Genomic DNA, 23,184 nt, shown 5'->3' on the forward strand with positions numbered 1-23,184 from the left:
GGGCCGGAGCCGGGCGAGCGGCCTCCGACGACGCGGCGGCCGGCACCGGCGCGGCGGGCTTGGCCGCCTGCGCGGGGGCCTCGGCCGGGGACGCATCGGGCGTAGCCGCCTGCACCACCGTGGTCGGGGCGAAGCTCTGGTTGGACTTCGCGCCCGCTGGATCGAGCAGGAACGTGTAGGCGCGCGTCACCTTGCCGCTCGACCAGCTCATGTCGACGAGGATGTCGACGAACGGCTCGCTGATCGGCTGGTTGGAACGGACGGTTGCCACATAGGTGCCGTTGGGGCGCTGCTCCACCTGGAGTCGCACGCCGGACACGGCCGGCAGGTACGTCAGCCCTGCCCTGGCATAGGCGGCCGGCGAGGCAAGCTTGACGTTGAGACTGTCCGCTTCCTCGGCCGAAACGCCGCTGATATCGATTTCAGCCTGGAGCGGTTGCCCCAGATTGGACTGTACCCGTAATTGTCCGAACCCCGCGGCGTACGCGGCGGGCTGCATCAGCAGCAAACCGAGAGCCGTGACGGCCAGCGTTGACCAGCGCTGACGGACAGTAGGCGCATCTTTCCGGCGATGTAGGCTCACACTCACCTCGTGCTCCATTTATGTTTCTAGTAGCGAAAAATAAACCCGACCCAAATGCCTGGCAGGCGGGCGGACGGCCGGTGCGGACGAAAAAAACGTCGTGCCCGATTGTCTCACCCCTTCGCCGCAATGACGCGACGGTGACCCCTTGGCCAGGCGAATGCCGGCTGTATTGTGACGCAAGCCTGGGAAAAATAGGGGTCCGAACGTAACAACGCCGCGCTGGGGCGCGGCGTTGGCAGGAAAGCGGCGGATTCTGTTGCCTCCCCGCAACGAATGCCGGGGAGACTCAGTACCTGCTTACTTCTCGATCAGAATGCGCAGCATACGACGCAGCGGCTCGGCGGCGCCCCACAGCAGTTGGTCGCCCACCGTGAAGGCCGAGAGGTACTCGCCGCCCATCTGCATCTTGCGCAGGCGACCCACCGGAATGCTCAGCGTGCCGGTCACGGCAGCCGGGGTCAGGTCGGTCATGCTCGCTTCGCGCGTGTTCGGCACCACCTTGGCCCACGGGTTGTGGGAGGCCAGCATGCCTTCGATCTCGTCCAGCGGCACATCCTTGCGCAGCTTGATGGTCAGCGCCTGCGAGTGGCAGCGCATGGCGCCAATCCGCACGCACAGGCCGTCCACGGCGATCGGGGTGGCCCCGGTCGCGCCCAGGAAGCCATCGCCGCGACCCAGGATCTTGTTGGTCTCGGCGCCGCCCTTCCATTCTTCGCGCGACACGCCGTTGCCCAGATCCTTGTCGATCCAGGGAATCAGGTTGCCGGCCAGCGGCACGCCGAATTGCTTGGTTTCGTCCGCCGACAGGCCGTGCTGCGTGGCCAGGATGGTGCGGTCGATCTCGAGGATGGCCGAGGCGGGGTTGTCCAGCAGCGGCTTGACCGAGGCGTTCAAGGTGCCGAACTGCGTCAGCAGCTCGCGCATATGCTGCGCGCCGCCGCCCGAGGCCGCCTGGTAGGTCATGGAGGTCATCCACTCGATCAGGTCGTTCTCGAACAGGCCGCCGAGGCCCATCAGCATGCAGCTGACCGTGCAGTTGCCGCCGATGAAGTTCTTGACGCCCTTCGAAAGTGCATCCTTGATCACGTCATTGTTGACGGGGTCGAGCACGATGATCGCGTCGTCCTTCATGCGCAGCGAAGACGCCGCATCAATCCAGTAGCCGTTCCAGCCGGCCGCGCGCAGGCGCGGGAAGACATCGCTGGTGTAGTCGCCGCCCTGGGCGGTGAGCACCACGTCGCACTGCTTCAGTGCGTCGATGTCGTTGGCATCTTTCAGCGTGGTTTCGTTCTTCGCCATGGCCGGGGCCTTGCCGCCGGCGTTGGACGTGCTGAAGAAAACGGGCTCGATATGGTCGAAATCGCGCTCTTCCTGCATGCGTTGCATCAGGACGCTGCCGACCATTCCTCGCCAACCGACGAGACCTACAATCATGACTTACCTCGGATGTGATGAGTACTTCCCCGCCATTTTCCTCGCCCGGCGTACGCTGCGCGGGGAAGACGGGCAGGCACGACGAACGATCTTAGGGGATCGTTTTGGTAGTAATGGTTTTAATCGTCGCGGTATGGTCGCGCGAACCCACGCCGGCCGTGATGACGGCAGCGATGGCAGTAGCGAGGAACTGGGGAATTCGGACCATTCGCGGAGTCTACACGATTTTCTTGCGCCAACGGGGCCCGAAGGCCCCGTTTTTGGCACGAACTGGCAAAAAACGGCCGATTACAGCGCAGCCAGCACGGCTTCGCCCATCTCCCGCGTGCCGACCTGCTTGCAGCCCGGCGTGAGGATGTCGCCGGTGCGGTAGCCCTGGGCCAGCACCTTCTTGACGGCGTTCTCGATGCGGTCGGCCTGGTCGGCCTTGTTCAGCGAGTAGCGCAGCATCATCGCGGCGGAGAGGATGGTGGCCAGCGGATTGGCCACGCCCTTGCCGGCGATGTCCGGCGCCGAGCCGTGCGACGGCTCGTACAGACCCTTGTTGTTGGCATCGAGCGACGCCGACGGCAGCATGCCGATGGAACCGGTCAGCATCGCGGCCTCGTCGGACAGGATGTCGCCGAACATATTGCCGGTAACGATCACATCGAAGCTCTTCGGCGCCTTGACCAGCTGCATGGCCGCGTTGTCGACGTACATGTGCGACAGCTCGACGTCCGGATATTCCTTGCTGACATCGATCACGATGTCCTTCCAGAACTGGAACGTCTCCAGCACGTTGGCCTTGTCCACGCTGCACAGCTTCTTGCCACGCTTGGCTGCGGCCTGGAACGCCACGTGGGCGATGCGGCGGATCTCGGGCTCGCTGTAGCGCATCGTGTCGAAGGCTTCGCGGGCGCCCTTGAACAGGCCGTCCGGGGCCTCGCGCATGCCGCGCGGCTGACCGAAGTAGATGTCGCCGTTCAGCTCACGCACGATCAGGATGTCCAGGCCGGCCACCAGTTCGGGCTTCAGGCTCGAGGCGCCGGTCAGCTCCGGGTAGCAGATCGCCGGGCGGAAGTTCGCGAACAGCTGCAGGTGCTTGCGCAGGCCCAGGATGGCCTGCTCCGGGCGCAGCGGCCGCTCCAGGCTGTCGTACTTCCAGTCGCCCACGGCGCCGAACAGGATGGCATCGGCCTCCTTGGCCAGCTTCAGCGTGTTCTCGGGCAGCGGATGGCCTTCGGCCTCGTAGCCGGCGCCGCCGACCGGCGCCGTTTCCAGTTCGAATTTCTCGTCGAGGGCGTTGAGCACCTTGACAGCTTCGGCAACGATCTCGGGACCAATGCCGTCACCCGGCAGGACTGCAATCTTCATCTGTCTTCCTGTATTGGAGTGTGTCTTGCGCGGTCAGCCGACAAGGCGATTGCCCAGCCAGGGCATCTTCGTCAGGCGCTCGGCTTCGTACGCCTTGATCTTGTCCTTGTGGCGCAGCGTCAGCGCCACGTCGTCAAAGCCGTTCAGCATGCAGTACTTGCGGAACGGGGCGATGTCGAACGGGTAGCTGTTGCCGCCCGGCGTGAGCACCACCTGCTTGTCCAGGTCGATGGTCAGCTGGTAGCCCGGGAACGCGTTGGTCTCGTTGAACAGGTGGTCGACCTGGAGGTCGGTCAGCGCCACCGGCAGCAGGCCGTTCTTGTAGCAGTTGTTGAAGAAGATATCGGCGAAGCTCGGCGCGATGACGGCGCGGAAGCCGTATTGCGTGAGCGCCCACGGCGCGTGCTCGCGCGAGCTGCCGCAGCCGAAGTTGTTGCGTGCCAGCAGGATGCTCGCGCCCTGGTAGCGCTGCTGGTTCAGCACGAAGTCCGGGTTCAGCGGGCGCTTGCTGTTGTCCTGGCCGGGCTGGCCGACGTCCTTGTAGCGCCATTCGTCGAACAGGTTCGGGCCGAAGCCCGTGCGCTTGATCGACTTCAGGAACTGCTTCGGGATGATGGCGTCGGTGTCGACGTTTTCGCGGTCCAGCGGCGCCACGAGGCCGCTGTGTACGGTGAACTTGTCCATGAGTATGTCCTTACTTGCGCGCCGCGTTCTCGAGGGAACGCCCGGCGGCCTGCGTGTCCTTGCCGATGCCAGCCATCGTGTTGCAGCCAGCCAGTTGCAGCATGCCCAGGCATGCCAGGAACGTGATCACGATCTTTTTCATGTTCTGCTTATTCGATTAGCCGTGTACGGATGCCGTTGCGTAACGCCTCAGCCCAGCTTTCGGATGTCGACGAAATGACCCTCGATGGCAGCGGCGGCGGCCATCGCCGGGCTGACCAGGTGGGTCCGGCCGCCGGCGCCCTGGCGGCCTTCGAAGTTGCGGTTCGAGGTGGAAGCGCAGCGCTCGCCCGGCTCCAGCCGGTCGGCGTTCATCGCCAGGCACATCGAGCAGCCCGGCTCGCGCCATTCGAAGCCGGCGGCCTTGAAGACCTTGTCCAGCCCTTCGCGCTCGGCTTGCGCCTTCACCAGGCCCGAGCCCGGCACCACCATCGCCAGCTTCACGTTGCCGGCTACCTTGCGGCCCAGCTTCTGCACCACCCAGGCGGCGGCGCGCATGTCCTCGATGCGGCTGTTGGTGCAGGAGCCGATGAACACCTTGTCGATCTGGATCGACTCCATCGGCACGTTCGGCTGCAGGTTCATGTACTCGAGCGCGCGCTCCATGGCGTTGCGGCGGTTCGGGTCTTTTTCCTTCTCGGGATCGGGTACGCGGTCCTCGATGCTGACCACCATCTCGGGCGACGTGCCCCAGGTGACCTGCGGACGGATGTCCTCGCCGCGCAGTTCAACCACCTTGTCGAAGTGGGCGCCTGCGTCCGAATGCAGCGTGCGCCAATAGGCCACGGCCTGGTCCCATTCCACGCCCTGCGGCGCGTACGGACGACCCTTCACGTATTCCAGCGTCACGTCATCCACGGCCACCATGCCGGCGCGCGCGCCAGCTTCGATCGCCATGTTGCAGACGGTCATGCGGCCTTCCATCGTCAGGTCGCGGATGGCGGACCCGGCGAATTCCATGGTGTAGCCGGTACCGCCAGCCGTGCCGATCTTGCCGATGATGGCCAGCACGATGTCCTTGGCGGTGCAGCCGCGCGGCAGCTTGCCTTCCACACGGATCAGCATGTTCTTGGCCTTCTTGCCCAGCAGCGTCTGCGTGGCCAGCACGTGCTCCACCTCGGACGTGCCGATGCCGTGCGCCAGCGCGCCGAACGCGCCGTGCGTGCTGGTGTGCGAGTCGCCGCAGACCACCGTCATGCCCGGCAGCGTGGCGCCCTGCTCCGGCCCGATCACGTGGACGATGCCCTGGCGGTGATCGTTCATCTTGAACTGGGTGATGCCGAAGGCGTCGCAGTTGGCGTCGAGCGTATCGACCTGGAGCTTCGAGACGGGGTCGGTGATGCCTTCCGTACGGTCCGTGGTCGGGACGTTGTGGTCGGACACGGCCAGGTTCGCGCTGATGCGCCACACCGGACGCTCCGCCAGCTTCAGCCCCTCGAACGCCTGCGGGCTGGTCACTTCGTGCAGCAGGTGGCGATCGATGTAGAGCAGCGTCGTGCCGTCTTCCTCGACGTGGACGGTGTGGTCATCCCAGAGTTTGTCGTAGAGCGTCTTGGCCATGATGCAGGGGGGGCGAACCGTCCGTCCGGGCAGGAACGGCGCAGGTCCGCGCAGTGGTTTGCAGGGGATTGTTATTTACCGGATGCCTTCGCGGGTCGGCGCCGCTATTGTGCCGCGCCTCCGGCGTGGCCGGTGATTGCTTGACATCGCAATCGATTATGCCACGCGGGGGCCCGCCCAAGCGGTCAGACGCTGCCAACCGCCCGGTAGTCATTGGCGAAAGGGGGATTTCGCGGTTGGCGAAAAGGGGGTGGGTGGCGGCAAGTCCGGGGCGGCGGCGCCTTTCGAACTAGTTCTATAGATCACTTCTTTGCCGATCGATAGGCTCCCTGAGTTGTTTCTCAACCAACGACGGGAGCATCTGATGGCGCAGGACATCTTCTTGAAGCTGACAGGAATCGAGGGCGAAGCGACGGACGCCAGCCATTCGAAGGAGATTGAGGTTCTGACGTGGGAATGGTCGGTGAAGCAGCCATCGAACACGCACGCAGGAAGGGGCGGCGGCGCAGGCAAGGCGACCGTTGAGGACCTGACGTTCGAACACTATGTCGACCGCGCCACGCCCAATCTGATTCAGTGCTGCCTGACCGGGAAACATATCGGCAGCGCAGTGCTGACGATGCGCAAGGCGGGTGGCAAGCCGCTTGAGTTTCTTAGGATCACGATGGAGGACGTCCTGATCACGCAGGTGAAACCAGCTCACAACATCAATATGCGCGCGCCCCGGGAAGAAGTCAGCCTTTCATTCTCGCGAGTGAAGCAGGAATACGTCGTGCAGAACGCGTCGGGCGGTAGCGCCGGGACGGTCAGCATGGGTTATGACGTGAAGGTAAACAAATCAATCTGACTGGGAGACACATATGTTCTTTATCGACAAGAATGGTCGAGTCGACGCTGAACGCGTCAAGGTCAAGATCTTCCCGAACATTGAGCGGGGGCCGATGGACAGGGTAAATGGGATTATCGTTCACCAGACAGATGGCTCTACAACTGAAAGTACATTCAGCAGCTATCGAGCGAAAGGCGCGCTCGGCGCCCATTTCCTGATCGACAAGGACGGGACGATATATCAAACAGCTTCGCTGAAGAAAATTACCAGACACGTGGGAAAGCTACAGTCACGCTGCATTGTTACGCACAAATGCTCGCCTGCTGAATTGAAGCTGACCACTGCAATTCAACTTCAATATACAAAGCTATCGATACACGAACACAAGAAGCCTTGGCCCGAGCGCTACCCTTCCAGCGACGACTCCATCGGTATCGAAATCGTGGGGAAATCCATGCCGATTGATCCAGCCAGCGACAGCAAGACCGCAAGGGTCTACGAGAACGTCACCACCCAGCAAAATGCGTCTCTCCGCTGGCTCATCGCGGAACTGGTTGCAACGTTCAAAGTTCCGACCGGAGAGATTTATCGACATCCTCAGGTCTCATATAAGAACTTAACCGAGGCGAGCACAGCAGAATGGTAAAGCTCGGACTGATCAGTGTCTCTATGATGGCCGCACTTTACGCGTTACCTGTAACGGCCCAAGAGAGAACAGTGACAAAGGTAGTCATCAAGGAAACGGGTTTAACCTCGCACACTGACGACGCCAGCCTCACGGAAAACTGTAAGACCTTCAAGCCAACAGTCAGCCAAGTGAAACGGTACTTCTCCAAGGCCTATCCGATAGAGAGCCGCATTCTGACGCACGAGCGTTATTCCCCATGCTTTGCGATCGGCGAGGTATCGTTCAGCGATAACACTTCCGGCAGATTCCGGCTCTACTCAGGAGGGACCTCTACATTATTCTGGTTAGGAGGCAATACGGTCGACCTGCTCTACAAACGCAACAAATGGCACGACCCGTTCGCTTGCGCATATGGTCTTAGCGACGAGCCCGAATGCTGACGGCCCAAGGCCGCGTGGAGCACTATCCGGACGCTCCCCAGCCGCCTTGGATCGTGTTCCCGCACATCGAATCTGGCGAACTGGCGCCACATGTCAGACAAGGTGTAGCCGAACCATGGTTCGACCGGGAATGGAGGCCCTTCTGGGCGTCGCTGACGTCGATACAACGGGATCTCTATCTAGACGGCTGGCAGGCCAGCCCTGAATGGCGAGAGGCAATTGCGTTTGTCTTCGAGTCTTTCTCGGAGCGCGATGTCGATCAAGACGCCAAAGAGTCGGAGGAATACCTGAGAGCGAATAGCTCACACCCAAAGAGGTGCTCGCTTCTCAACCGACTCTTCAAGCGGTAAGCGATATATGGAGGGCAGAGCCTGGACTCCAAGCTCTGTCCACCCTCCCTCACCCACCCAAATACGCCGCCCGTATCCGGTCATTCGCCAGCAAATTCTCCCCGGTATCTGCCAGCACCACCTTCCCGGTCTCCAGCACGTAGCCCCGGTCGGCCACCTGCAGGGCCTTGTTGGCGTTCTGCTCGACCAGGAACACCGTGACGCCTTCGTCACGGATGGTGCGGATGATGTCGAAGATCTGGGCGATGATCAGCGGGGCGAGGCCCAGCGTTGGCTCGTCCAGCAGCAGCAGACGGGGGCGGCTCATCAGGGCGCGGCCGATGGCCAGCATTTGCTGTTCGCCGCCGGACATCGTGCCCGCACGCTGGCCCGAGCGCTGGTTCAGCCTCGGAAAAAGCTTGAAAACGTGCTCGATGCCGGCCTCGATGTCGTGCCGGCTGGCGAAAAACGCGCCCATCTTCAGGTTTTCCAGCACGGTCAGGCTCGGGAACACTCGCCGCCCCTCCGGCGAGATCGCCATGCCCATGCGCATGATCTCGTGGGTATTGCGCTGCGTGATGTCCTGCCCCTCGAACGACACGCGGCCGCTCGAGGCGCGCGGCGAGCCGCACACGGTCATCATCAGCGTGGTCTTGCCTGCGCCGTTGCTACCGATCAGCGTGACGATTTCGCCCTTGTTCACTTCGATCGATACGCCGCTCAGCGCTTCCACGGCGCCATAGTGGGTATGGACCTGTTCCAGCTTCAGCATCAGTCCTCTCCCAGGTAGGCCTTGATCACGCGCGGGTCGTTGCGCACTTCGTCCGGCTTGCCGATGACGATCGGCTTGCCGTGCTCCATCACGAGGATGCGGTCGGACACGCCCATGACGAGGCTCATGTCATGCTCGATCAGCAGCACCGAAATGTTGAATTCGTGGCGCAATTTGTCGATCAATTGTTGCAGTTCGATCTTTTCCTGCGGATTCAGGCCCGCCGCCGGTTCGTCCAACATCAGCAGGCGCGGCTTGGTGATCATGCAGCGCGCGATCTCGAGCCGGCGCTGGTGTCCATAGGACAGCGTGCCCGCCTCGCGATTGGCCACCGAGGTCAGGCCCATGCGTTCGAGCCAGACGGCGGCGCGCTCCAGCGCCTCGCGCTCGGCGCGGCGGTAGGCCGGCGTGGCGAACAGCCCGCGCAGCAGGCCGGCCTTGACCTGCAGGTGCTGCGCCACGAGCAGGTTCTCCACCACGGTCAGCGACTTGAACAGGCGAATATTCTGAAACGTGCGCACCAGCCCGCGCCGCGCCACCTGGTGGCTCGGCAGGCCGGCGATGGCCTGGCCGTCCAGCGTGACTTCGCCGCCGGTGGGCTTGTAGAAGCCGCCCACGCAGTTGAACACCGTGGTCTTGCCGGCGCCGTTCGGGCCGATGATGGCGAAGACCTCGTCGCGACGCACATCGAAATCGATGCCGTCCACGGCCAGCAGCCCGCCAAAGCGCATCTGCAGGCCGGATACTTTCAGCATTTCCGCGCTCATTGCGGCAACTCCACGTGGGGACGGCTCGCGGGCAGCAAGCCCTGCGGACGCCACATCATCATCAGCACCATCACCAGGCCGAAAATCAGCATGCGGTATTCGGCAAAATCGCGCGCCACCTCGGGCAGCACGGTCAGCAGGATGGCTGCCAGGATCACGCCCAGCTGCGAGCCCATGCCGCCCAGCACCACCACGGCCAGGATCAACGCCGATTCGATAAACGTGAACGATTCCGGATTGACCAGCCCCTGGCGCGCCGCGAAGAACGCGCCGGCCAGCCCCGCGAACGAGGCGCCCAGCGTGAATGCCGACAGCTTGATGCGCGTGGGATTCAGGCCCAGCGAGCGGCAGGCGATCTCGTCGTCGCGCAGCGCCTCCCAGGCGCGGCCCATCGGCATGCGGATCAGGCGGCTCGTCACGAACAGGGTGAAACCGACCAGCAGCAGCGCCAGCAGGTACAGGAAGATCACCATGTGCTGTCCGGTGTAGTCGAGCCCGATCATTTCGTGGAACGTGCGCGTGCCTTCCACGCTCGCGCTACGCGCCATCTCGATGCCGAACACGGTCGGCTTCGGAATGCCCGAGACGCCGTCCGGGCCGCCAGTCAGGCTGGTCAGATTGTTCAAGAGCAGGCGGATGATTTCACCGAAGCCGAGCGTGACGATGGCCAGGTAGTCGCCGCGCAGCCGCAGCACGGGGAAGCCGAGCACGAAGCCGAACAGCGCCGACATGCCCGCAGCAATCGGCAGGCACTCCCAGAACGTGAACCCGAAATACTGGTTGAGCAGCGCATACGTATAGCCGCCCACCGCGTAGAAGCCCACGTAGCCCAGGTCGAGCAGGCCAGCGAAGCCCACCACGATGTTCAGGCCCAGGCCCAGGATCACGTAGATCAGGGCAAGCGTGGCCACGTCCACCGCGCCGCGCGAGCCAAAGAACGGCCAGACCAGCCCCACCGCCAGCAGCACCCAGATCACCACGCGCTGCTGCTGCGCGCCCATCGCCGGCGCGGCGGGCAGCTTCACGGCGCTACGGGCCCGCGTGAGCAGCGGCTTGAGCAGCTGAAAGACGAAAACGGCCGCCACGGCGATCCAGACCGGCCGCCAGTGTGGCTCCAGCACCACCTTGTAGCCGTCCAGCTTCAGTTGCAGGCCCAGCACGGGAATGGTGAGGATGGCCGTCATCACGGCCGCCGTCACCGCGTTTTTCATCGTCTGCGCGACGGAATGCGAGACGGATTTTTGATACATCGCTTGTGTCATGGCGCCCTCCTCAGACCTTTTCCACATCCGGCTTGCCAAGCAGGCCGGTCGGACGGAACAGCAGCACCAGGACCAGCAGGCCGAAGGCCACCACATCCTTGTACTCGGCCGGCATGTAGCCGGAGGCGAAGGTTTCGGCCAGACCCAGCAGCACGCCGCCGAGCATCGCGCCCGGAATGCTGCCGATGCCGCCCAGCACGGCGGCCGTAAAGGCCTTGATGCCGGCAATGAAACCGATGAAGGGATTGAGCTTGCCGATGGTCAGCCCGATCAGCACGCCGCCCACGGCGGCCAGCATCGCGCCGAGCACGAAGGTGAACGAGATCACGCGGTTCGTGTCGATGCCGAGCAGGTTGGCCATGCGCATGTCCTCCGCACAGGCGCGGCAGGCGCGACCCATGCGCGAGTGGCCGATGAACAGCGTCAGCGCCACCATCAGCACCAGCGTCACGCCCACGATCAGCAGGCGCGAATACGGCACGGTCACGACGAAGTCACTGCCCATCTGGAATTCGATGGCACCCGAGATCAGCACCGGCACGGACACGTCGCGTGCACCTTGCCCGATCTGGACGTAGTTCTGAAGAAAAATCGACATGCCGATGGCCGAGATCAACGGCACAAGGCGCGGCCCGCCGCGCAAGGGGCGATACGCCACGCGCTCCACGGCAAAGCCATAACAGCCGGTGACGGCCACGGACACGATCAGCGCAGCACCCAGCACCAGCGGCAGCGGGTAGCCGGCCTGCGCGCCGATGGCGGTCAGGGTCACGAGGCCCACGTAGGCGCCGATCATGTAGATCTCGCCGTGGGCAAAGTTGATCATGCCGATGATGCCGTAGACCATGGTGTAGCCAATGGCGATCAGCGCATAGATCGCACCCAGTGTCAGGCCGTTGACCAGCTGCTGGGTGAACTGTGGAAGGAATTCGTTCATGCGGGGGACCTTGTGGATCGGGGAGCCCGATGCGGCGCGCGGGCCATCATGATGTGACGACTATCCGACATCGAACCGATACCAAAACGCCCCGCTCCCTATGCGGGAGCGAGGCGTTTCGCCAGACTGGCGCCGGACTTAGTTGGCGGCGGTCTTCGTGGCGTCCTTGTGCCACGTGTAGACGACGAACTTGAACGACTTCAGATCGCCCTTCTCGTCGTACTCAACCTTGCCGATCGGCGTGGTGAACGCGTTCTTGTGCATGTACGCGGCCACCTTGGCCGGGTCCGTGCTCTTGGCGCCGGCGATGGCGTCGCCGATGATCTTCACGGCGGCGTAGGCGGGCATCTGGAACGGGCCGTTGGCGTCGCGCTTCTTGTCGGCGAAGGCCTTCACCAGCGCGGCGTTGGCCGGGTCGGCCGAGAAGTCGGCCGGCAGCGTGACCAGCATGCCTTCCGACGACGGGCCGGCGATGGCCGTCACGTCCTTGTTGCCCACGCCTTCGGGGCCCATGAACGTGGCCTTCACGCCCTGCTCGCGCGCCTGGCGCAGCAGCAGGCCCATTTCCGGGTGATAGCCGCCGAAGTAGACGAAGTCCACGCCCTGCGACTTCAGCTTCGTGATGACAGCGGAGTAGTCCGAATCGCCGGCGTTGATGCCTTCGAACACGGCCACGGGAATCTTGGCCGCTTCCAGGTCCTTCTTCACCGAAGAGGCGATGCCCTGGCCGTACGACTGCTTGTCGTGCAGCACAGCCACCTTCTTCGGCTTGACCTTGCCGATGATGTACTGGGCAGCGGCAGGACCCTGCTGGTCGTCACGGCCGATGGTGCGGAAGATGAACTTGCGCTTCTTGTTCTCGGTCAGCTGCGGCGCGGTGGCCGACGGCGTGACCATCACGATGCCTTCGTTCTCGTAAATATCCGATGCCGGGATCGTCGAGCCGGAGCACACGTGGCCAATCACGAAGCGGATGTTCTGGCTCACGACCTTGTTGGCAACCGCCACGGCCTGCTTCGGCTCGCAGGCGTCGTCCATCAGCACCACTTCGAGCTTGTTGCCACCGGCACCGCCCGCGGCATTGATCTGTTCGATGGCGGTCAGGGCACCGGCCTTGACCATGTCGCCGTACTGGGCGACCGAGCCGCTCATGGGGCCGGCGATGGCGATCTTGACGGTTTCGGCGTGGGCCAGGCTGGCGGCAGTGAGGCCGGCGGTGGCAATCACGGCGGCCATGGCAGTGGACGTGAGACGGGACAACGTCATCAGGAGCTCCTCGATTATGTTTAGGTCATTCCGGGCAGAGGCGGCATGACCAGCGCAATCGAACAACACCCGCGGGGAGAGCCGCCAGAGGTGGCGGAGGGACGACCCGAAGCGGAAGACGGGCCTGCGATGAAGACGTGAAGCGATGCGGGGCCCGGCATGTGTCAGCGCCCGGAAGCCCGTGGCGCCAAAAGTTCGGAAAGACAACGTTGATGCGTTCTCTATTGCGCAAGCGCTTCGCCTGCCCCGCCTTGCCTCGCGACGTGCCGGAAGGGTGGCCCGGCTGCCGGTGGCAAAAGCAGCCCGCATTATAGAGGGAAGTTGCAACCCGTTGGGGCGATAGTTCCCGACTTTGCCGAAAATCAGACAACAAATGTAGACAGTTGCAACCTTCGCATGGCAGGAATCGTCGCAAAAATGGCCTTTCACAACTGTTGTGCATAGCTGCGCAGATGACCCTGGCGCGGCGCCGCACAACGCCACGCCGCCGGAAAAACAAACGCCCCGGCAAGCCGGGGCGTTTGTGTTTGCTGCAGTGCAAGGCGACTAGGCCACCCTGCGCTCGCGCGGCGGGATCAGCGCTTGGCCATGTCCGGCACTTCGCGGGCGGCGTTGCCGTTGAAGAGCTGGCGCGGACGGCCGATCTTGTACTCGGGGTCCGTGATCATCTCTTCCCACTGCGAGATCCAGCCCGGCGTACGTGCCAGGGCGAAGATGCAGGTGAACAGCGAGGTCGGGATGCCCAGCGCGCGCTGCACGATACCCGAGTAGAAGTCCACGTTCGGGTACAGCTTGCGGCTCACGAAGTACTCGTCTTCCAGCGCGATCTTTTCCAGTTCCATGGCGAGCTTGAACAGCGGGTCGTTGTGCAGGCCCAGTTCGTTCAGCACTTCATGGCAGGTTTCGCGCATCAGCTTGGCGCGCGGATCGTAGTTCTTGTACACGCGGTGGCCAAAGCCCATCAGGCGCACGCCCGAGTTCTTGTCCTTGACCTGCTTGATGAACTCGTTGATGTTGTCCACGCTGCCAATCTCTTCCAGCATCTTCAGCGCAGCTTCGTTGGCGCCGCCGTGGGCCGGACCCCACAGGCAGGCCACGCCAGCGGCGATGGCGGCGAACGGGTTCGTGCCCGACGAGCCAGCCAGGCGCACCGTCGAGGTCGAGGCGTTCTGCTCGTGGTCTGCGTGCAGGATGAAGATGCGGTCCAGCGCGCGCTCGAGCACCGGGTTCACGGTGTACGGGGCGCACGGCGTGCCAAACATCATGCGCAGGAAGTTGCCCGAGTAGGACAGGTCGTTCTGCGGGTAGATGTACGGCTGGCCGATGTTGTACTTGTATGCCATGGCCACGAGGGTCGGCATCTTGGCGATCAGGCGGATGGCCGAGATCTCGCGCTGGTGCGGATCATCGATGTCCATCGCGTCGTGGTAGAACGCGCTCATCGCGCCCACGAGACCCGTCAGCACGGCCATCGGGTGGGCATCGCGGCGGAAGCCGCGCAGGAAGAATTGCAGCTGCTCGTGAACCATCGTGTGGTTCATCACGCTGTTGACGAACTCTTCCTTCTGCTTGGCGTTGGGCAGTTCGCCCTTCAGCAGCAGGTAGCAGGTTTCCAGGTGATCGCACTTGCCTGCCAGCTGCTCGATCGGATAGCCGCGGTACAGCAGTTCGCCCTTGTCACCGTCGATGTAGGTGATTTTGGAGTTGCACGACGCAGTCGACATGAACCCCGGGTCATAGGTGAACTTGCCGGTCTGTCCGTACAGCTTGCGAATGTCGATCACGTCGGGGCCAACGGTACCCTTGTAGATCGGCAGCTCAACGCTGGGGGAACCATCGGAAAACGATAGCGTGGCTTTCACATCGGACGGCGTCATGTCGGTTCCTTCAAATGCTGTGAATAATAGTGTTGACCAAACTCAGACCGAACGCAGCAGGTCCAGGACCCGGTGCATCGGGGGCGTGTCGAGCTCACCGTCCAGCTCCTTGCGGACAAGCAGCAGGTCCATCAACTCGTTGTCGCTGAGCTCGAACAGCTCGCCCAGCGATGCCACGTCCTCATCGGACAGGCTCTCCTCGTAACGGTTGAAGAAACGTTCGACGATGATGTCGTTCTCCAGGAGGCCGCGGCGGGCACGCCAGCGCAACCGGGCGCGCTTATGCGGATCGGCCTGATGGGAGAAAGTGGTGGAAAGACTCATGGTCAGCCTTCTTGCGATCGGCGCGTCACCTGATATACCTCAACAGGCTGACGCGCCGCTTACTTCAACTGCAGACTGCGATACTGCAGCCTCCCGCGTGGTGGCAGGAGGCAGTTTATACCGCTGGTTTATACCGCGCGGCGAACCATCAGTTCCTTGATCTTGCCGATGGCCTTCGTCGGGTTGAGACCCTTCGGGCACACGTCGACGCAGTTCATGATGCTGTGGCAGCGGAACAGGCGGTACGGGTCGTTCAGGTTGTCCAGACGCTCGCCGGTGGCCTGATCGCGGCTATCCGCGATGAAGCGGTAGGCTTGCAGCAGGCCGGCCGGGCCGACGAACTTGTCCGGGTTCCACCAGAACGACGGGCAGGACGTGGAGCAGCTCGCGCACAAGATGCACTCGTACAGGCCGTCCAGCTCGTCACGTTCCTGCGGCGACTGCAGACGCTCCTTCTCGGGCGGCGGCTCGTCGTTGATCAGGAACGGCTTGATCGAGTTGTACTGCTTGAAGAAGTTCGTCATGTCGACGATCAGGTCGCGCACCACCGGCAGGCCGGGCAGCGGACGCAGCACGATGCGGTCCGGCAGCTCGCGCATGTTCGTCAGGCAGGCCAGGCCGTTCTTGCCGTTGATGTTCATCGCGTCCGAACCGCACACGCCTTCACGGCACGAACGGCGGAACGAGATGGTCTCGTCGAGCTTCTTCAGCTTGACCAGCGCATCGAGCAGCATGCGCTCGTGACCGTCGAGTTCTACCTCGTAGGTCTGCATGCGGGGCGCGTCGTCCTTGTCCGGATCGTAGCGGTAGACTTCGAAAATACGCTTCATTTCTGTGGGTCCTGTTGTCTCTACGATGCGGGGCTCAGAAGGTACGGGCCTTCGGCGGAACCGATTCCACTGTCAGCGGCTCCATCTTCACCGGCTTGTAGTCGAGGCGGTTGCCTTCGCTGTAGAACAGCGTGTGCTTGAGCCAGTTGTTGTCGTCGCGGTTCGGGAAGTCGCTGTGGGCGTGGGCGCCACGCGATTCCTTGCGGGCCGCGGCCGAGATCATCGTCGCCTTGGCCACTTCCACCAGGTTCGACACTTCCAGGGCTTCCACCAGCGCGGTGTTGAAGACCTTGGACTTGTCCTTCAGGTGGATGTTGTTGGCACGCTCCGCCACTTCCAGGATGCGCTCGACGCCTTCGTCCATCAGCTTCTGCGTACGGAACACGCCGGCATGCGACTGCATGTTGCGGCGGATGTCGTTGGCCACGTCCTGGGTGTATTCGCCCGAGGTCGTGCCCTGCAGCTTGGCCAGGCGCGACATGGCGCGGTCCGCGGCGTCAGCCGGCAGCGGCTTGTGTTCCTTCTGCTTGTTCGCGTTGGCGATGATGTGGTTGCCGGCCGCACGGCCGAACACCACCAGATCCAGCAGCGAGTTCGTGCCCAGGCGGTTGGCGCCGTGCACCGACACGCAGGAGCATTCGCCGATCGCGTAGAAGCCGTTCACGATCTCGTTCGGGTTGCCGTTCTTCGGCACCACGACCTGACCGTGGAAGTTCGTCGGGATACCGCCCATCTGGTAGTGGATGGTCGGCACGACGGGGATCGGTTCCTTGATCGCGTCGACGTTGGCGAACTTCATGCCGATTTCTCGGATCGACGGCAGGCGCTTCATGATGGTCTCGGCACCGACGTGGGTCAGGTCGAGCAGCACGTAGTCGCCGTTCGGGCCGCAGCCACGGCCTTCCTTGATTTCCTGGTCCATCGAGCGCGACACGAAGTCACGCGGCGCCAGATCCTTCAGCGTCGGGGCATAGCGCTCCATGAAGCGCTCGCCATCCTTGTTACGCAGGATGCCGCCCTCGCCACGCACGCCTTCCGTGATCAGCACGCCCGCGCCGGCCACGCCGGTCGGGTGGAACTGCCAGAACTCCATGTCTTCCAGGGGTACGCCGGCACGTGCCGCCATGCCCAGGCCATCGCCCGTGTTGATGAAGGCGTTGGTGGAAGCCGCGTAGATCCGGCCCGCGCCGCCGGTGGCGAACAGGGTGGTCTTGGCTTCGAGGATGTAGACCTCGCCGGTCTCCATTTCCAGCGCGGTCACGCCCAGCACATCACCGTCTTCGTCGCGGATCAGGTCCAGCGCCATCCATTCGACGAAGAAATGTGTCTTTGCGCGCACATTACGCTGGTACAGCGTGTGCAGCAGCGCGTGGCCGGTACGGTCAGCCGCGGCGCAGGCACGCTGCACGGGCTTCTCGCCGTAGTTGGCCGTGTGGCCGCCGAACGGACGCTGGTAGATCGTGCCATCGGCATTACGGTCGAACGGCATGCCGAAGTGCTCGAGCTCGTACACGACCTTCGGCGCTTCCCGGCACATGAACTCGATGGCGTCCTGGTCGCCCAGCCAGTCCGAGCCCTTGATGGTGTCGTAGAAGTGATAGTGCCAGTTGTCCTCGCTCATGTTGCCGAGCGAGGCACCGATGCCACCCTGCGCCGCCACGGTGTGCGAGCGGGTGGGGAAAACCTTCGACAGCACGGCCACGTTCAGGCCGGCTTCCGCGAGCTGGAGGGATGCGCGCATCCCGGCGCCGCCCGCCCCGACGATGACCACGTCAAACCGACGACGCGGCAATCCAGTCTTGACTGCGACCATTTATTACACCCTCCAGAGAATCTGAGCAGCGTAGCCCGCACAACCGACGAGCCACAGAATCGTAAGAACTTGCAGCACGAGGCGCACGGCCATCGGCTTCACATAGTCCATCCAGATGTCGCGCACGCCAAACCAGGCGTGATACAGCAGCGAGAGGATGGTGAGGAACGTCAGGATCTTCATCCACTGGTTGGAGAAGAGACCTGCCCAGCCTTCGTACGACGGATTGCCGAAAGCCAGGTACACACCCGCCAGGATCACGGTGAACAGCACCATGATCACGGCGGTCACGCGTTGCGCCAGCCAGTCCTTCAGACCGTAGTGCGCACCGACGACAAGACGCTTGGGACCGATATTATTGTTTGCCACCTTGATTCTCCTCAGAACAGGCCGAATAGCTTCAGCCCGAAAATCAGGGTGAGCAGCAGGCTGACGACGAGCACCGCGACGGCCGACTTTGCAGACGTGGGCTTTGCCACGCCGACGTGCACGTCGAGCAGCAGGAAGCGGATGCCAGCGCAGAAGTGATGCAGGTAACCCCAGATCAGCGCCAGGATGACCAGTTTGACGAAGCCGTTGGACAGCAGTGCCGAGAACTTGGCGAAGCTCAGCTCGGACGTGACGCTCTGCTCAAACAGGTACAGAACGAACGGAAGGAGGAGGAACATCAATGCACCGCTGACGCGATGCAGGATGGATACCTTGCCGGCCCAGGGCAACCGATAACGCGCGATTTGCGCAATACCGATGTTCCGGAACTCCGGCCTGGCTTGTTTGACGGCTTCAGCCATGCGAGACCCCATTTGCGGTAGAAAAAAAACTGCAAAAGAACGAAAACTGCCATTGCTCCGGGTTTCACCGGATCGCTACACGATTGCGCAGTGACGCGACTCCGGGTACCTTGAAGGCACGGGACACACCCGCCTTCCGGTGCGCACCGGTTTGGATCCTGCGCGTGGGTTGCGCTGGATGCAAATGAATGCACTGGAGCAAATCCAGATGATTTTAGCGCCTTTGTTGCGCGCCGCACCAATAATTTTCAGCTATCGCGCACCAACCCGGCGTGCCCGACAATCGCACGCAATACTTCGCGCACCACGCCGGATCGGACTTCTCCCCGGCGCATTCCCGATGATTCCATTCAATGGCCGCAACGGTCGGCACAGGTCATCTGCAGGCGCCGCAATAATCGAGCTCCGACCCTGGCGAGCATCGCCACCATGCATTAACTCAAGTCATTCTGGTAATAGTGCCGGGTGGTCACATAGAGGCCGCGGCGGACTTCCACCGGACGATCGCCATAGGTGAACGATACCCGCTCCACCGACAGCAGCGGCGTACCCGCGGCCACGGACAGCAACTCGGCCGCCGTATTATCGGCAGAAACCGCCCGAATCTTTTCCGTGGCGCGGATCATGCGCGTGCCGAACTCGGCCTCGAACAGCGCGTACATCGGGCCCTTCCACTCGTTGAGCTTCTCGGCCGTCAGTCCTTTGAAATTGGTACCCAGCAGCCAGATCTCGTCCAGCACCGTGGCTTCATTCGAAAATGTCAGCACGCGGCGGATCTGCACGACGCTGTCGCCGGTACGGATATCCAGCAGCCGTGCGATCTCGGCCGGCGCGCGCAGGCGCTTGCATTCCAGCACCCGGCTCGCGCCATAGTGCGGCTCGCCCTCGTCGGGTACCAGCCGCAGGAAACGGAACTTGACCACGTCCTCATAGTGCGTGGTCACGAAAGTGCCCTTGCCCTGCCGGCGGGCCACCAGGTTCTCGGCAGCCAGTTCGTCGATGGCCTTGCGCACCGTGCCCTGGCTGACCTTGTAGCGCGCGGCCAGGTCCATCTCGCTCGGGATCATTTCGCCCGGTTTCCATTCGCCGGACTGCAGGCTCTGGGTGATCAGGGCCTTGATCTGCTGATAGAGGGGACTGAACGTGGGCGAGGGATTGACCGGGCCGGCCGGCGCATTGGCGGCGGGCGGCTGCGTCCCGGCACCGCTCTGGGGGGCGCCAGATTCCGGCGCGCCGTTGCCGGCTGCGGCGGACAGGGACGTGGGCAGGGATGACATAGCCCGGATTTCACCACAAAATCGAGAATCGCGTCCAGCACGCTATGAAATGTCTTATGTCTTATATAAGACATATAAATTGACAGTCACGGAGGCCCGTCCTACACTCGCGCAGTCCGCGCCGCCGCCCCCGGCCGCCATCCCCCGCAAGACCCGGATTCGGGCATTGCGGCACCGTTCGGGATGCGGCGCACCACATAGCAGTAGTAGACTTACGCCTTGTCGCCCCCGACGCGGCGGACGCCAGCCTGCCCCGTGGCGACACGCGACGCGCCCGCCCCGTGCGGCAGGCGCCACTGACCGGTTACCCCTCATTTCGTTTGGAGATTTACTCATGGCTAAAGCCCCAATGCGCGTCGCAGTGACCGGCGCCGCTGGCCAGATCGGCTATTCCCTGCTGTTCCGCATCGCCAATGGCGACATGCTCGGCAAAGACCAGCCGGTTATCCTCCAACTGCTCGACCTCCCGCAAGCCCAGGCCGCCGTCAAGGGCGTGGTGATGGAACTGGAAGACTGCGCGTTCCCGCTGCTGGCCGGCGTGGTCATCACCGATGACCCCAAGGTTGCCTTCAAGGACGCCGACGTGGCCCTGCTGGTTGGCGCCCGTCCCCGTAGCAAGGGCATGGAACGCAAGGACCTGCTCGAAGCCAACGCCCAGATCTTCACGGTGCAGGGCAAGGCGCTCGACGAAGTGGCGAGCCGCAACGTCAAGGTGCTGGTGGTGGGCAACCCGGCCAACACCAACGCCTACATCGCCATGAAGTCGGCCCCGAGCCTGCCGCGCGAGAACTTCACCGCGATGCTGCGCCTGGACCACAATCGCGCGCTGTCGCAGATCGCCGCCAAGACCGGCAAGCCGGTGGCGTCGATCGAGAAGATGTTCGTGTGGGGCAACCACAGCCCGACCATGTACGCCGACTACCGCTACGCCACCGTGGACGGCAAGAGCGTCAAGGACATGATCAACGACCCGGTCTGGAACAACGACGTGTTCCTGCCGACCGTTGGCAAGCGCGGCGCCGCCATCATCGAGGCCCGTGGCCTGTCGTCGGCTGCCTCGGCCGCCAACGCCGCCATCGACCACGTGCACGACTGGGTACTGGGCTCGAACGGCAAGGTCGTCACGATGGGCATCCCGTCGAACGGCGAATACGGCATCCCGGCCGACACCATGTTCGGCTACCCGGTGACCACCGCCAACGGCAAGTATGAAATCGTGAAGGGTCTGGAGATCGACGCCTACAGCCAGGAAAAGATCAACATCACCCTGAAGGAACTGGAAGAAGAAAAGGCCGGCGTGCAGCATCTGCTGGGCTGATCTTCCGGAGCTTCCCGCGCATGACGAACCGGGGTCCCGCATCGATGCAACAATCGGCGCGGACCCCGGTTTTTTCATGGGCGCGGGCTTTGTCTCGTCAATTACCCCCCACTCCATAAGTATTCAACGTGCATCCTTCCGAGGTCTTGTTCCAGGGCGAAGCCATCCCGGTCCAGTTGCCGGTGTGTGACCACTATGCCGGCAGCGAAAAGCTCATGCGCAAGTCGCTGGCCCTGCAGCAAGAGCTTGGGCCCGTGTTCGACATCACGTTCGATTGCGAGGACGGCGCCGCCGTCGGTCTGGAGCGCGAGCACGCCACGCTGTGCGCCCAGCTGATCAACAGCCCCGCGAACGTCCACAATCGCGTGGGCGTGCGCATCCACGACCCGGCCCACCCGCACTGGCGCGAGGACATCGACATCCTGGTCGCCGCCGCTGGCGCGCGGCTGGCCTACGTCGTGGTGCCGAAGGTGACCGATGTGGTGGAAGTGGCCCGGGTGACCGACCACGTCAACCACGTGGCGCGCAGTGCCGGCATCGCCCGGCATATCCCGATTCATGTGCTGATTGAGACACATGCAGCACTCGAACAGGTCTTCGATATCGCCGCGCTGGTCCAGGTGGAGTGCCTCAGCTTCGGGCTGATGGACTTCGTCTCCGCGCACCACGGCGCCATTCCGGGCGATGCGATGCGCTCGCCGGGCCAGTTCGAATACCCGCTGATCCGCCGCGCGATGCTGGAGATCTCGGCGGCCTGCCATCGCCACGGCAAAGTGCCGTCGCACAACGTCAGCACGGACGTTCAGCATCCGCAGCGCGCCGGCGAAGACGCCAGCCGCGCCCGCGCCGAGTTCGGCTACCTGCGCAAGTGGAGCATCCATCCGGGCCAGATTGCCCCGATCGTGGCCGCTTTCCGCCCCACCGACACCGAGATCGGCGCGGCCAGCGAGATTCTGCTGGCCGCGCACGAGAACAACTGGGCGCCAATCCGCCATGACGGCCAGTTGCACGACCGCGCCAGCTACCGGTACTACTGGGCGCTGTTGCAGCGTGCCCACGCGACGGGCACCCACCTGCCGGCAGCGGCGGCCGAGCTGTTCTTCGACTGAATGACCCGGGTGACGCCTCCGCGCGCGGATACTGCCCTTTTCCGGCCTGAAGTGCCCCATGGCAAACCAGACATTTCCGATTGTGTAACCAATAGATGACGGACTTCGCCCTGTCAGGCAAATCGTAGAGAATAGCGGCGGAAAGTTGCCGGGCGTCCGCACGGGCACCCGGCCCCGCCCAATATCAGAGCCCCCAAGTAATCATTCAAAATCCGGAAGGAATACCCATGAAAAAGATCGTGCTTGCCTCCTTGCTCGGCGCCCTCTCGCTGACCGTCGCCTCCACCGCCATGGCTCAGGAACCCGCCAAGAAGCCGGCTGCGACCAAGAAAGCGCCCGCCAAGTCCAGCAAGAAGGCCACGACTGCTGCCGCCGCCCCCGCCACGCCGTCCGGCGAGAAGTGGCAGTGCGAGCTGGGCAACGTCATCTATATCAATGGCAACATGCTGCGCGACGAAGTGCTGACCGTGCACTGGCAAGGCCGTGACTACCGCCTGCCGCGCCAGTCCACCGTGACCGGCGCCGACCGCTACTTCGACCAGCAATCGGGCCTCGACCTCGTCGTGATCCCGGGCAAGGCCATGCTGTTCAACAAGAACCTGGGCCAGCGCCTGGCCGACGAATGCCAGAACGCCGACATGCAGGCCGGTGGCTCGGCCCCGACCCAGGCCGGCGCCCTGCGCGCACCGGTGGCCACGCCGCTGCTGATGGCTCCGGCCCCGGCCGCCGAAGCCCAGCCCGCCCCCGCCGCCCAGGCTCCGAAGCAGTAAAGTCGTAAATTTGCGATCATTGCAGTACTTCGCGCGGCCCCTCGCCGCGCGGCAGTTGAGTTTGTTGTCACGGTGCGCGTCCGGGGAATCTCCGGCCGCGCCGCGTCAAGGCGGCGGAACCCTCTCGTGCACCGGGGTCTGAAGAAGAAGAAAGTTTAGAAAATCGCGTCCCGCGTCATCCCTCGA

Annotated in this window: 25 protein-coding genes; 7 read left to right on the forward strand and 18 right to left on the reverse strand. The window is 63.3% G+C overall.

Going from position 1 to position 23,184, the window contains the following annotated elements:
* The 6 genes from AC1DEL_RS04680 to leuC form a co-directional block, all read right to left on the reverse strand.
* The coding region (locus AC1DEL_RS04680) for a type IV pilus assembly protein FimV (RefSeq protein ID WP_477125536.1) at positions 1 to 589 on the reverse strand (589 nt) is incomplete at its 3' end.
* A 294-nt stretch (positions 590 to 883) separates the two neighbouring features.
* Entirely contained in the window at positions 884 to 2,020 is a 1,137-nt protein-coding gene (gene asd, locus AC1DEL_RS04685; RefSeq protein ID WP_092290130.1) for an aspartate-semialdehyde dehydrogenase, read from the reverse strand.
* A gap of 288 nt (positions 2,021 to 2,308) precedes the next feature.
* Positions 2,309 to 3,376 carry a 3-isopropylmalate dehydrogenase gene (gene leuB, locus AC1DEL_RS04690; RefSeq protein WP_092290132.1) on the reverse strand — a complete coding sequence of 356 codons (1,068 nt, stop codon included), beginning with the start codon at positions 3,374 to 3,376 and terminating at the stop codon, positions 2,309 to 2,311.
* A 33-nt stretch (positions 3,377 to 3,409) separates the two neighbouring features.
* Positions 3,410 to 4,060, reverse strand: a complete 651-nt coding sequence (gene leuD, locus AC1DEL_RS04695) for a 3-isopropylmalate dehydratase small subunit (RefSeq protein WP_441590542.1) — start codon at positions 4,058 to 4,060, stop codon at positions 3,410 to 3,412.
* A gap of 10 nt (positions 4,061 to 4,070) precedes the next feature.
* Complete coding sequence (locus AC1DEL_RS04700) at positions 4,071 to 4,202, reverse strand: entericidin A/B family lipoprotein (protein ID WP_092290135.1); 132 nt, start codon at positions 4,200 to 4,202, stop codon at positions 4,071 to 4,073.
* A 47-nt stretch (positions 4,203 to 4,249) separates the two neighbouring features.
* Entirely contained in the window at positions 4,250 to 5,659 is a 1,410-nt protein-coding gene (leuC, locus tag AC1DEL_RS04705; protein ID WP_092290149.1) for a 3-isopropylmalate dehydratase large subunit, read from the reverse strand.
* 364 nt (positions 5,660 to 6,023) lie between these two features.
* Here leuC and AC1DEL_RS04710 point away from each other — a divergent pair, with 364 nt between their 5' ends.
* The 4 genes from AC1DEL_RS04710 to AC1DEL_RS04725 are packed head-to-tail and all read left to right on the forward strand — an operon-like array spanning position 6,024 to position 7,906.
* Positions 6,024 to 6,506 (forward strand): Hcp family type VI secretion system effector, encoded by a 483-nt coding sequence (locus AC1DEL_RS04710; RefSeq protein ID WP_477125535.1) that lies wholly within the window; start codon positions 6,024 to 6,026, stop codon positions 6,504 to 6,506.
* A gap of 13 nt (positions 6,507 to 6,519) precedes the next feature.
* A complete protein-coding gene (locus tag AC1DEL_RS04715; RefSeq protein WP_092290153.1) occupies positions 6,520 to 7,134 on the forward strand; it encodes a peptidoglycan recognition protein family protein in 615 nt (204 codons plus the stop codon).
* Complete coding sequence (locus AC1DEL_RS04720) at positions 7,128 to 7,556, forward strand: hypothetical protein (RefSeq protein WP_477125534.1); 429 nt, start codon at positions 7,128 to 7,130, stop codon at positions 7,554 to 7,556. Before AC1DEL_RS04715 ends, AC1DEL_RS04720 begins: the two co-directional genes overlap by 7 nt.
* On the forward strand, positions 7,550 to 7,906 hold the full coding sequence (locus AC1DEL_RS04725) for a hypothetical protein (protein WP_477125533.1): 357 nt from the start codon (positions 7,550 to 7,552) through the stop codon (positions 7,904 to 7,906). Before AC1DEL_RS04720 ends, AC1DEL_RS04725 begins: the two co-directional genes overlap by 7 nt.
* Positions 7,907 to 7,955: 49 nt before the next feature.
* Here the strand turns inward: AC1DEL_RS04725 and AC1DEL_RS04730 are convergent, their stop codons facing one another.
* The 12 genes from AC1DEL_RS04730 to AC1DEL_RS04785 form a co-directional block, all read right to left on the reverse strand.
* Positions 7,956 to 8,657, reverse strand: a complete 702-nt coding sequence (locus AC1DEL_RS04730; protein WP_092290155.1) for an ABC transporter ATP-binding protein — start codon at positions 8,655 to 8,657, stop codon at positions 7,956 to 7,958.
* Entirely contained in the window at positions 8,657 to 9,424 is a 768-nt protein-coding gene (gene livG / locus AC1DEL_RS04735; protein ID WP_092290156.1) for a high-affinity branched-chain amino acid ABC transporter ATP-binding protein LivG, read from the reverse strand. Before livG ends, AC1DEL_RS04730 begins: the two co-directional genes overlap by 1 nt.
* Entirely contained in the window at positions 9,421 to 10,686 is a 1,266-nt protein-coding gene (locus AC1DEL_RS04740; protein WP_441590545.1) for a high-affinity branched-chain amino acid ABC transporter permease LivM, read from the reverse strand. The genes livG and AC1DEL_RS04740 overlap by 4 nt, the downstream gene beginning before the upstream one ends.
* Positions 10,687 to 10,696: 10 nt before the next feature.
* Entirely contained in the window at positions 10,697 to 11,623 is a 927-nt protein-coding gene (gene livH / locus AC1DEL_RS04745; RefSeq protein ID WP_092290158.1) for a high-affinity branched-chain amino acid ABC transporter permease LivH, read from the reverse strand.
* 138 nt (positions 11,624 to 11,761) lie between these two features.
* Positions 11,762 to 12,889 carry a branched-chain amino acid ABC transporter substrate-binding protein gene (locus tag AC1DEL_RS04750; protein WP_092290159.1) on the reverse strand — a complete coding sequence of 376 codons (1,128 nt, stop codon included), beginning with the start codon at positions 12,887 to 12,889 and terminating at the stop codon, positions 11,762 to 11,764.
* 575 nt (positions 12,890 to 13,464) lie between these two features.
* The gene (gene gltA, locus AC1DEL_RS04755) at positions 13,465 to 14,766 is read right to left on the reverse strand and encodes a citrate synthase (RefSeq protein WP_092290160.1); all 1,302 of its coding nucleotides are present in this window, start codon (positions 14,764 to 14,766) and stop codon (positions 13,465 to 13,467) included.
* Between the two features lie 42 nt (positions 14,767 to 14,808).
* Entirely contained in the window at positions 14,809 to 15,090 is a 282-nt protein-coding gene (locus tag AC1DEL_RS04760; RefSeq protein WP_092290162.1) for an FAD assembly factor SdhE, read from the reverse strand.
* 128 nt (positions 15,091 to 15,218) lie between these two features.
* A complete protein-coding gene (locus tag AC1DEL_RS04765; protein WP_092290164.1) occupies positions 15,219 to 15,920 on the reverse strand; it encodes a succinate dehydrogenase iron-sulfur subunit in 702 nt (233 codons plus the stop codon).
* Between the two features lie 34 nt (positions 15,921 to 15,954).
* The gene (gene sdhA / locus AC1DEL_RS04770; protein ID WP_477125532.1) at positions 15,955 to 17,733 is read right to left on the reverse strand and encodes a succinate dehydrogenase flavoprotein subunit; all 1,779 of its coding nucleotides are present in this window, start codon (positions 17,731 to 17,733) and stop codon (positions 15,955 to 15,957) included.
* A gap of 3 nt (positions 17,734 to 17,736) precedes the next feature.
* On the reverse strand, positions 17,737 to 18,102 hold the full coding sequence (gene sdhD, locus AC1DEL_RS04775; protein WP_092290168.1) for a succinate dehydrogenase, hydrophobic membrane anchor protein: 366 nt from the start codon (positions 18,100 to 18,102) through the stop codon (positions 17,737 to 17,739).
* A gap of 11 nt (positions 18,103 to 18,113) precedes the next feature.
* Complete coding sequence (gene sdhC, locus AC1DEL_RS04780; RefSeq protein WP_092290173.1) at positions 18,114 to 18,524, reverse strand: succinate dehydrogenase, cytochrome b556 subunit; 411 nt, start codon at positions 18,522 to 18,524, stop codon at positions 18,114 to 18,116.
* A 434-nt stretch (positions 18,525 to 18,958) separates the two neighbouring features.
* Positions 18,959 to 19,801, reverse strand: a complete 843-nt coding sequence (locus AC1DEL_RS04785; RefSeq protein WP_092290175.1) for a GntR family transcriptional regulator — start codon at positions 19,799 to 19,801, stop codon at positions 18,959 to 18,961.
* A gap of 334 nt (positions 19,802 to 20,135) precedes the next feature.
* Between AC1DEL_RS04785 and AC1DEL_RS04790 the strand changes: the two genes are divergently transcribed.
* The 3 genes from AC1DEL_RS04790 (at position 20,136) to AC1DEL_RS04800 (ending at position 22,998) form a co-directional block, all read left to right on the forward strand.
* Positions 20,136 to 21,119 carry a malate dehydrogenase gene (locus tag AC1DEL_RS04790; RefSeq protein ID WP_092290179.1) on the forward strand — a complete coding sequence of 328 codons (984 nt, stop codon included), beginning with the start codon at positions 20,136 to 20,138 and terminating at the stop codon, positions 21,117 to 21,119.
* 128 nt (positions 21,120 to 21,247) lie between these two features.
* Entirely contained in the window at positions 21,248 to 22,228 is a 981-nt protein-coding gene (locus tag AC1DEL_RS04795) for an HpcH/HpaI aldolase/citrate lyase family protein (RefSeq protein ID WP_092290181.1), read from the forward strand.
* Between the two features lie 227 nt (positions 22,229 to 22,455).
* A complete protein-coding gene (locus AC1DEL_RS04800; RefSeq protein ID WP_092290183.1) occupies positions 22,456 to 22,998 on the forward strand; it encodes a hypothetical protein in 543 nt (180 codons plus the stop codon).
* The last annotated feature ends 186 nt before the right edge of the window (positions 22,999 to 23,184 follow it).

It is taken from the genome of Cupriavidus sp. 10L43_2 (genome assembly GCF_056395265.1).